The following is a 7,273-nucleotide window of genomic DNA, read 5'->3' as shown; positions in this document are numbered from 1 at the left end:
AAGAACTGGCCCTTGGATTTACAGAGCTTGATAAATTGATGGAATTTTCACTCCCGGAGGTTGACGGTGTCTTGGGAACCATTAAGAATAGTGCATCATTCCTTAAACGTAAATCTGCGGAGCCAAAAAGCAGCGTCGCTGATTAAAGCGTTCACTGCGGCTGCACCGCGATTAGGCGGATTGATTAATATAATGAACAATATTGGAAAGCGTTGCCTTATATTTATGAACGGCCAGTTGAGCAGCCTTGTCATGCAGTAGCTGGTTCCTTTCAATCTCCCTGGAAATCATCTCAGTTGATCGGCGTAGTATTTTTGAAAGAGAGCATGCAATATTCCTGCTGATTTTATAACCAGTATTAGGCATTTCCATCAGGAGTTCATCGAGATATCGTCCATTAATAATATAAATCTCAAAATTTCCCAGTGCTTTAACTGTCGCGCTTCGTGGGGATTTATCCAGAAAAGACATTTCTCCGAAAACAGTCGGTCCTTTTATTTCAGTTAACTGATGATTATAAAGATTATTTGTTTCCAGCTCAACCTGCACCTTGCCTTCCGGAAGAAAGTAGATATTATCGTCAACAGTTCCCTCCTCTATAATTTTATCTCCCTGGGCCACATCCGTCACAGATGCACATCCTTCAAATATCTGTTTGATCTCGAATGAGGAGAGGCCGCTGAAAAAGATGGTCTGCTGAACAAGTGTAATATCATATTCCATATAAAAACTCCTTGCCTAGTGTTCATTAAAGTTTGAATAACCGGTAATAATTTATGCGATTTATTCTAACCATGGGATCAGGCCATTGTATTCCAGTAAACTTTTTCGGTCATATTTCCCCAAGCCGCGGTTTTAGCCTGGAAAGCAATATAATCTTCATGGACTTTTGCTGCAAAGGGATCTTTTTTGGCTTCTTCGGCAATAACGGCTTGGGAGATCTCTTTTAACTTTTTGATAACATCATCCGGAAAGACCTGTATTTCCACCTTGTGTTCCTTGACCAGGCTGTCTATGGCCACGCTGCTCCGGGCGTCGAAGGCGGCCAGGGTGCGGATGTTGATATTGCCGGCAACCACGTCCAGAATTTTCTGGTAGTTTTTCGGCAGCTCATCATAGGCTTTTTTGGCCCACCGTCAAATCCCCCAATGGTCCCGTACATAGACGGACGCCGGTCCCGGAACAGGCCCCAGCCCGCCCGCATGTTTTCAATTTCCTTGAAATCAAAGGAAACGATTTTTATATCTTGGGTGTTACGGTCGCACTGGGCAAGTATTTCTCCGGTGTTGCCGGTGATAAAGGATGTGCCGTAAAAGGTCATTTCAACATCCCGGTCCTTTTCCGTGCCAATGCGGTTGGATGCGCACACCGGAATCACATTGGCGGCTGAATGGCCCTGCATGGTCCGCTGCCAGTGGGGCTGGGAATCATACCCGGGCATTTGGGGTTCCGACCCGATGGCCGTGGGGTACAGCAAGATGTCCGCCCCCATCAGCGCCATGCTGCGGGCGCTTTCCGGAAACCACTGGTCCCAGCAGATGCCCACCCCCACCTTGCCGAACCGGGTGGCCCATACCTTGAAACCCGTGTCCCCCGGGCTGAAATAATATTTTTCTTCATACCCCGGCCCCTGGGGAATATGGGTTTTGCGGTAGATCCCCATGACGGTGCCGTCGGCATCAATCATGGCCATGCTGTTGAAATATGCCTGGCCGGCCCGTTCAAAAAAACTGATGGGCAGCACCACGCCAAGTTCCTTGGCCAAGGCGCTGAATCCCTTGATCAGGCCACTTTTGTCTTTTTCCCGGGCCAGGGAAAAATAGGCAGAGTCCTGTACCTTGCAGAAATAGGGACCTGAAAACAGCTCCTGCAGCAGGATGATATGTGCGCCTTTGGCAGCGGCATCCCGTACAACCTGTTCCGCCTTTTTTACATTGGTTTCATAGTCAATACTGCAGGCCATCTGGGTGACCGCGACGTTTACTTTTTCCATATTTACTCCGGTTAAAAAGGTGGCAGGGCTGTCCCTGCCGGCTGCTGCTGGGCGATACAGTGTATCCCGCCGCCGCCGGCAAAAAGGGGCAGGCTCGGGATCCGGATAATGGTGCGGTCCGGGAAAATCTGCTGCATCATCTCTTCTGCCTGATCATCTGCCGGATCATCAAAGGCGGACATGATAATGGCACCGTTGGGCATGTAAAAATTAATATAGCTCAGATCCATTCGTTCACCCCCCCAGTCCTGCCGTCCGGGCTGGGGAATTTCCACTATTTCTATGGCGTTCCCTGCCGCATCAACAGCGCCTGCAAGTCTTTTCTTTGCATCCTGGGTGACTGCAAAATTGGCGTCGCCCGGATCGGGACAGGAATTTAAAAGGATAAGGCCGGGACGGGCAAATGTTGCCAGAATATCAACGTGCCCGGTGGTTTCATCCCCTTCAAGGCCATTGCCAAGCCATAACACCTTTTTAATCCCGAGATAGGCCCGGAACAAGTTTTCAAAATCCGCTTTTGTGAACCCGGCATTGCGCTTAGGGTCCAGCAGGCATTGTTCGGTGGTGACCAGCGTGCCTTTGCCGTCCACATGGATGGAGCCGCCTTCCAGGATAAAGGGGGCGGTGTACCGCCGCATGGACAAATGGCGCAGGATATCAATGGCCATGGCCTCATCGCAGGGGCCTGTGATGGGATAGTGGCCCCATCCGGTAAATACCCAGTCAATCCCGGCAACGTTGCCTTTTTCATCCCGCACAAAGGTGGGCGCACTGTCCCTGGCCCAGGAGTCAAAGCAGGTGGCATTGACCAGGGTGACCGCGCTGCCCAGAAGGTTTCGGGCTTCGGTCCGCTGTTCCGGGTTGACCAGCATATAGACCGGTTCAAAACCGGCAATGGCCCGGGCCACCTTTGCATAGGTTTGTTTTGCTTCGGTCAGCACCCCCTTGAAACACTCCCGGGAGCAGGGCCACACCATCCAGCAGGCATCATGGTCCTCCCATTCGGCGGGCATGGTCAGCCCGTCGCTTTGCGGGGTGCGCACCGGGATGGAGAAAAAACCGTTTGCAGGGGGACCAGCCAAAGGATGGGCCCCCTGAATCTGTATTAGTTGTGTCATGTATTTTCTTGTGTCCTGATATTTTTAAACAGTTGTGTTTATCATTACATGTTTGGTCACCAGGTAATCCCCCACTGCTTCCGCAGACAGATCCTTGCCAAAACCGGACTGCTTGAACCCGCCATGGGGCGCTTCGGAAACCAGGGGCAGATGGTCATTCACCCAGACGCATCCGAACTCCAGGGCCTTGGCCACCCGCATGGCCCGGGCCACGTCACGGGTGAATACCGAAGATGCCAGGCCAAATACCGTATCATTGGCCATGGCCATGGCGTCTGACTCCTCCTTGAAGGACTGGATGGTGACAACAGGTCCGAATACCTCTTTTTGCACGATTTCAGAATCCTGGGCAACATGATTAATTACCGTGGGAGCATAAAAATAACCGGGCCCATCCAGGATTTCACCGCCGCACAGAATGTTTGCGCCTGCGGCTTTGGCGCGTTTAACAAAACCGTCCACCAATTCCATATGGGATTTGGAAATCATGGACCCCATCATGGTGCCGCTGTCAAAGGGGTTGCCCACCTTCACGGCTTTCATGGCTGCCACAAGGCCATCGGTCACCCTGGCCACGCAGGATTCATGGCAGATCACCCGGGTGGCTGCCGTGCAGTCCTGGCCGGAGTTGCAAAAGGCGCCCAGACTGATCTTCTGGGCCACAAGCCCGGGGTCGGCATCTTCAAACACCATCACCGGGGCTTTGCCGCCCAGTTCCAGGTGAACCCGTTTGATGGATTCGGCAGAACTCTGCATAATGGCGGCGCCCGTGCTGGTGGCCCCGGTCACCGAAATCATGCGGATATCCTTGTGGTTGACAATGGCAGGGCCCACATTGCCGGTGAGCACATTGACAACCCCGTCCGGGATCCCCGCCTTTTTGCACAGTTCCCCCAGCATGAGCGAGGTGCGCGGGGTCAGGGAGGCCGGTTTGAGCACGGTGGTACACCCGGCGGCCAGGGCCGGACCGATTTTCCAGACCGCCATGAGCAGCGGATAGTTCCAGGGTGCGATCTGGCCCACCACGCCCACGGGTTCCCGGCGATAGATGCTGGTGTACCCCGGGGCATATTCGCCGGCATGGTGTCCGCTGTTGTCCCGGGCGCTGCCGGCAAAAAAGCGCAGGTTATCGATGCAGAAGGGCAGGTCCCCGCCAAGGCTTAGGAATTCATAGGGCTTGCCTGTGTCCTGGCTCTCGATTTTGGCAAGTTCCTCGATGTTTTCCTGCATGAGGTCTGCCAGTTTCCACATGCACATGCTGCGTTCCTTGGGCGTCATCCCGCGCCACACGGGAAAAGCGGCCTTGGCGGCAGCAACGGCTTTGTCCACGTCGGCGGCACCCGCATTGGCAACCTGGGCAATGATTTCTCCTGTTGCCGGGTTTTCCACAGCCAGAACACCCTGGGCGCCGTCACACCATTTTCCATTAATCCAAAGTTTCATAATTGTTCTCCTTGTTATCGTATTTTTTTACCCTTTAATATCCTTGAATACCTCTTCCATGATGGCAAGAGCCCGGTCCAGGGTCTCCATGGGGATGTTCAGGGCCGGTTCAAACCGGATGCACTTGGCGTTGGACAGTGTGCCGGAGGTGATGACGCCCCGGGAAAAGAGTCCTGCTGACAGGCTGTAGCCGATCTCGTCGGAGACAAATTCCATGCCGATGAGAAGGCCTTTGCCGGTTACCTTGTTCAGAATGCCGGGATAGGTCTCCTTTAACGCGTTGAGGCGTTTCATCACGTACTCCCCTTTTTGGGCGGCCTGGTCCACAAGCCCCTCTTCCTGGAGCACAGAGATGGCTGCCAGGGCGGATGCGCAGGCCAGGGGGTTGCCGCCGGTGGTGGTGGTGTGCATAAAGGGGTTGGGCTCCATGACTTCCCAGATGTCATGGGTGGAGAAAAATCCGGACATGGGCACCACCCCGCCGCCAAGGGCCTTGCCAAAGCACATGATGTCAGGCGTTACATCCCAGTGGTCCACGCCGAAAATCTTGCCGGTGCGGCCGAATCCGGTCTGGACTTCATCGGCGATTAAAAGCACGCCGTAATGGTCGCAAAGCTTGCGCAGGCTGGGCCAGAAATCATCCGGCGGTACAATGGCACCGGCCTCGCCCTGGATGGGTTCCGCCACAATAGCGGCAATGCCGTTGCCCACCTGTGCGCTGGTCTTGAGCAGGCGTTCCACTTCATCGGCATCGCCAAAGGGCGCATGCTGCACCCCTTCAAGCAGGGGCAGCAGGGGCTGGCGGAAGACATTTTTGCCCATGAGCGACAGCGAGCCCAGGGTTTTTCCGTGGAACCCCTTGAGCATGGCAATAAACCCCTTTTTGCCGGTGTAGAGTTTGGCCAGCTTCATGGCGCCTTCCACAGCTTCGGTGCCGGAATTGGCAAAAAATCCATACTGGATATCCCCCGGGGTGATCATGCCGATAACCTGGGCCAGTTTTGCCCGTAAAGGATCAAGCATCTCCTGGCTGTACTGGGGGCTTCGGTCAAGCTGGGCTTTGACCGCGGCAATAATTTTGGGGTGCCGGATGCCATAGGAGTACAGGCCGAATCCGCCGAGCAGATCAATGTATTCACGTCCAAGGATGTCCTTTAAAATGGAGCCCTGGCCGGTCCACTCCGTAACGGCAAAGCTGTTTTCCTCGGTGACCGATTTGCGGTATTCGAGAAATCCCTTGTTCACATGATTTCGAAAGTTCTCCACGGTCTCTTTAGCCACCATCTCCCGTTCTTCCCGGGTGATATCGGCATCGTTTTTTTTAATCAGGTTAACATACTTATTGGCTTCCTTAAACGCTTGTGTAATATCCCTGCTCATTTTGTTTCCGTTCCTTTTCTCCTTACATACGTAAAAAGTGTTTTTACAAAGTTTTTTTATATGAAATTTGGGTTTTCTAACCGCCATCGGCATATTTACTGAATGGTCAGTAAATAATTTGCGTGAGCTGTTAATGTATCATTTTTGTTTTTTACCACTAAGAACACGAAGGTCACGAAGATTCAGGATATGAAACTTCGTGATCTTTGTGGTTGAATAACGCCGGGTTTGGATGGAGACTTGCCCATATGCAAGGCGCAAGGACCGTTGTAACCGGAGCAACCTTATGGTTGTGAGGATTACAACGGTCCGCAGAAAGGCCGCAGATGGGTGAGTCCCCATTCAAACGCTATCTGGTTTTGATCATTGTCCACAGCTCGTCGTAATACCGGTTATCCTTGCCAAGATCAGTGATGAATTCAAGCGTCTTCATGGTCTCTTCACTTGGATAAATAGCCGGATTGGTCAGGTCGGCAGGTGTGATAAATTCCTTGGCAGCCTTGTTCGGCGTGGCATACTGGGTCCAGTTGGAGAGCGCGGCGCCGTTTTTGGCATCCAGCACCCAGTTGATGAATGTGTGGGCATAGTCCACATGGGGGGCACCGGCAGGAATGGCCATGTTGTCCGCCCAGATCACGCCGCCTTCCTTGGGATTGGCAAAGACAAATTTCTCAGGGGCATCCGCCACGGCACGCAGGGCGTCACCATTGTAAACCAAAGCGGCAATGGCAGTGCCTGCAACAACCTTGGACCGGCCGCCGGTTCCCACGTCAAATCCGGCAAAGAACTTGCTTGATTTGGTTTCGATCATCATGTCGGCAAGGGCCTTAAGGTCGGTTTTGTCCAGGGTGTTAACGCTTTTGCCCATGTATTTCAGGGCAATGCCCAGCATTTCCCGGATGGAGTCAATCATGACCACAGGACCCTTGCGGGCACCCGGATCAAAGAATAACGAAGTGGATGCCACGTAATCCGCACCCAGCTTTTCTTTATTGTAGAGCATGCCCACAGTTCCCCACTGATAGGGTGCCGTATATTCATTGCCCGGATCATAGGCTGTATTTTTAAACGCAGGTTCCAGGTTCACCAGGTTGGGCAGTTTGGCATGGTCAAGCTTCTGGAGCAGGTTCAGCTTGATCATGGTTTTGATGATGTAGTCGGACGGGACAACCACGTCATACTGGTTTACGCCGCCGGCCTGCAGTTTGGCCACAAGCTCTTCCGTGGACTCGTAGAGTTCCACCCGGCTTTTAATACCCGTATCTTTGGTAAAGGTGTCCATATAGTCCTCGGGCATATATTCACTCCAGATCAGAACACGAAGTTCATCTGCAGCAAA

General features: G+C 52.9%; 7 protein-coding genes. All 7 read right to left on the bottom strand.

Annotation, left to right across the window (positions count from 1 at the left end; genetic code table 11):
• Positions 1 to 171: 171 nt before the first annotated feature.
• Positions 172 to 723: a Crp/Fnr family transcriptional regulator gene (locus AB7U36_RS14830; protein ID WP_428160502.1), complete on the bottom strand. Its 552-nt coding sequence runs from the start codon at positions 721 to 723 to the stop codon at positions 172 to 174.
• A gap of 77 nt (positions 724 to 800) precedes the next feature.
• Positions 801 to 1,079: a hypothetical protein gene (locus tag AB7U36_RS14825; RefSeq protein WP_428160501.1), complete on the bottom strand. Its 279-nt coding sequence runs from the start codon at positions 1,077 to 1,079 to the stop codon at positions 801 to 803.
• Positions 1,013 to 1,993: an N-carbamoylputrescine amidase gene (aguB, locus tag AB7U36_RS14820; protein ID WP_428160500.1), complete on the bottom strand. Its 981-nt coding sequence runs from the start codon at positions 1,991 to 1,993 to the stop codon at positions 1,013 to 1,015. Before aguB ends, AB7U36_RS14825 begins: the two co-directional genes overlap by 67 nt.
• Positions 1,994 to 2,004: 11 nt before the next feature.
• Complete coding sequence (locus AB7U36_RS14815; protein WP_428160499.1) at positions 2,005 to 3,111, bottom strand: agmatine deiminase family protein; 1,107 nt, start codon at positions 3,109 to 3,111, stop codon at positions 2,005 to 2,007.
• A gap of 24 nt (positions 3,112 to 3,135) precedes the next feature.
• Positions 3,136 to 4,554, bottom strand: coding sequence for an aminobutyraldehyde dehydrogenase (locus AB7U36_RS14810; RefSeq protein WP_428160498.1), 1,419 nt, complete (start codon positions 4,552 to 4,554; stop codon positions 3,136 to 3,138).
• 27 nt (positions 4,555 to 4,581) lie between these two features.
• Entirely contained in the window at positions 4,582 to 5,934 is a 1,353-nt protein-coding gene (locus tag AB7U36_RS14805) for a putrescine aminotransferase (RefSeq protein ID WP_428160497.1), read from the bottom strand.
• Positions 5,935 to 6,283: 349 nt separating this feature from the next.
• Positions 6,284 to 7,273 (bottom strand): polyamine ABC transporter substrate-binding protein (locus AB7U36_RS14800; RefSeq protein WP_428160496.1); only part of this gene is annotated, 990 nt, incomplete at its 5' end.

Source organism: Desulfobacter sp., assembly GCF_050177295.1.
Note: the sequence above shows the minus strand (reverse complement) of the source record. Positions and strands in the feature narration are given on the sequence as shown.